General features: G+C 67.3%; 2 protein-coding genes. One reads left to right on the top strand and one right to left on the bottom strand.

Annotation, left to right across the window (positions count from 1 at the left end; genetic code table 11):
* Positions 1 to 403 (bottom strand): hypothetical protein (locus tag VF497_RS14635; RefSeq protein WP_330889997.1); only part of this gene is annotated, 403 nt, incomplete at its 3' end.
* Positions 404 to 714: 311 nt separating this feature from the next.
* Here VF497_RS14635 and VF497_RS14630 point away from each other — a divergent pair.
* The coding region (locus VF497_RS14630; RefSeq protein ID WP_330889995.1) for a PAS-domain containing protein at positions 715 to 3,061 on the top strand (2,347 nt) is incomplete at its 3' end.

Here is a 3,061-nt window from a genome sequence, read left to right as displayed (position 1 = left end):
CGACGACGACCGGCGTCACGTGGTAACCGAACACTTCGAAGAACGACAAGGTTTCGGTGATGCTCGGCTCGCCACCGTCGGGGCCGAGGTCGGCGGTGCCGGTGACCAGTGCCGGGATCGCGTAGTCGCTGGTCGGCAGCTTGTCGTCGAATTGCACGTCGGGATGCAGCTTGCGGAACGCGTCCTCCCATTTCTTCAGCACGCCGCCGAGGCCGAAGCCGGCGTTGCGGATCGTGCCCGAGACGCGCCCGCTCGACTGGTACGCGGGCAAATCGCCGAGATCGAAGGATGTCTGCGCCGGCGCCGCCGGTCCGTCCGCATGCGTTGCGGGCGAGATGCACAACAGTGCGCTGGAAGCGGACAAGGCGAACAGCGCGCGGATGAACGCCGCGCGAACCGGCACTCGCCTCCTCCGTTCGATCGACATCAGGGCGGACGGATTCGCTCCCCCATCGTCACTGCGGCTAGCGGGACGAAGCACTGGTCGAAATTTGATTGACTGCACAAGCACCCCTTCTTGGTCCGTCGCGCCCGCCCTGCGCATGGATTTTGTCCTTGTGCGCGGCAGCCCATACCCCGGGAATCGGTGAAGCGCAGGTACGGCAGGCGCGGCGAAGTTGTACTCCGCGACCATCGCATTGCCGATAACCTATTGGTATTAGTCGCGGCTTGGCATTGGTCCCGGCCGCACCGCGCACGCTAGACTTCCCGCGCATGCGGATTCCCCACAGACATCGCCTGATGCTGCTCGTGCTGCTGGTCGTCGGCGGCATGCTGCTGGCGATGTCGACCGCCTACTGGTTTGCCGCGCGCCGTGCGCTGCAGGCCGAGCAGATCCAGGCGAAGCGCCAGCTCGGACTGTATGCACAGTCGCTGCAGCAGCACATCGACCGCTATCGCAGCCTGCCGCGGGTGCTGGCGCTGGATCCGGATCTGCTTGCCGCACTGTCCGCACCGTTGAGCCCCGCGCAGCGCGACGCGTTGAACCGCAAGCTCGAACTCGCCAACGATGTCGCCCATCTGTCGACGCTGACGCTGATCGGACGCGATGGCATCGCCCTGGCCGCGAGCAACTGGAACCTGCCGACCAGCAACGTCGGCCAGGACTACACCTTCCGCCCGTATGTGCAGCAGGCGCTGGCCGAAGGCAGCGGCCACTTCTACGGCATCGGCCTCACCACCGGCGCACCGGGATACTTTCTCTCGCAGGCGGTGCGCGACAATTCCGGACGCGTGCTCGGAGTTGTCGCGATCAAGATCGAGCTGACGACGCTGGAGCGCGAATGGCTGCTCATGCCGGACATCGTTCTGGTAACCGACCAACACGGCGTGGTGTTCCTCGCCAGCCGCAACGAATGGCGCTATCGCACCCTGCACCAGCTCAGCGAGACCGACCTGCGCGAGCTGGGCAAGACGCGCCAATACGCCGAACAGGCGATGCTGCCGGTGCGCATGCAGACCTTGCGCGAACTCGACGATGACGCGCGCCTCGTCGAAGCGGAAGCCCCGGCGTTGACGCGTCCGGTGCTCTGGCAGGAGACCACGCTGGGCGAAAGCCGCTGGCACCTGCACCTGCTGCATGACACCAGCGAGGTCGCCAGCGCCGGTCGCGGCGCCGCGCTGGCGGCCGCAGGCGCGTGGCTGGCGCTGGCCTTCCTCGTTCTCTTCGTGGAGCAACGCCGGCGCCTGGCTCACTATCGCCAGCGCAGTCGCGAAGAACTCGAGACCGTGCTGCGCCAGCATGCCGAAGAACTGCGCACCGCGCAGGACGGTATCGTGCAGGCGGCGCAACGTGCCGACTCCGGACTCAGCCGCAGCCTGGAACACTTGCCGCAGGGCGTGGTGATCATCGACGCGCAGTTGAATCTCGTGGCATGGAATTCGCGCTACGCCGAACTGTTCGGTTTTCCCGCCGACCTGCTGCAGATCGGCCGACCGATCGAAGACCTGTTCCGCTTCAACGCCCGTCGTGGCCTGCTCGGGCCGGGGCCGATCGAGACAGCGATCCAGCGTCGCCTGGGCCATCTGCGCAGCGGCAAATCGCACCTGCGCGAGAGCGAGAAGCAGGATGGCAGCGTGCTGGAAATCCGCGGCAATCCACTGCCGGATGGTGGCTTCGTCACCAGCTACGCCGACATCACGAGTTACAAGAACGCGGCGCGCGAGCTGCGCTCGCTGGCCGACGCGCTGGAAAGCCGCATCGAGGAGCGTACCCGCGACCTCGCCGCGGCCAAGGCCGAGGCCGAGGCCGCCAACCGCTACAAGACCCGCTTCGTCGCCTCGGCGGTGCACGATCTGCTGCAACCGCTGAACGCCGCGCGCATGTTCCTGTCCGCGCTGCGCGGCCGATCCGGCGAGTCCGATGCGAAGGACATCGTCGAACATGCCGACAACGCGCTGGCGGCCCAGGACGCGATCCTCAACAGCCTGCTCGACATCGCCAGGCTGGAGGCGCGCAGCCAGCAGACCCGCGTCCGCGACTTTCGCCTGGAATCTCTGCTCGAGGCATTGGGCCGCGAGTTCGGCGTCGTCGCCGCCAGTCGCGGTCTGCAACTGCAGCGCATGCCGACCGCCGCCGTAGTGCGCAGCGACGAGGCGCTGTTGCGACGCATCCTGCAGAATTTCCTCTCCAATGCGATCCGCTACACCGCGCGCGGGCGCATTCTGATCGGCTGCCGCCGCGTCGGCGACTGTGTCCGCATCGAAGTCCACGATCAGGGCCCGGGTATTCCGGAAAGCCGGCAGCAGGAGATTTTCGAGGAGTTCCGCCGCCTCGACGACGGCGTCGCCCACGACCGCGGTACCGGCCTGGGCCTCGCCATCGTTGAACGCATCGGGCGCCTGCTCGGGCATCCGATCAGCCTGCACTCGCGGCTGGGGCACGGCAGCGTGTTCTCGGTGACCGTGCCGTGCGGCGATCCCGCGGCCGTGGTCGCGCAGGCACCGCCGGTGCCGGTCGATACCGAGGGCGATTCCTCGCTGCGCGGACGTCGCGTGTGGTGCATCGATGACGACGCGCATGTCTGCGAGGCCGAGCGCGTGCTGCTGCGTCGCTGGGAAT

The organism is Rudaea sp., from assembly GCF_036383415.1.
Lineage (GTDB): Bacteria > Pseudomonadota > Gammaproteobacteria > Xanthomonadales > Rhodanobacteraceae > Rudaea.
The sequence above is the reverse complement of the archived record's forward strand: the minus strand, read 5'-3'. Positions and strand labels throughout refer to the sequence as shown.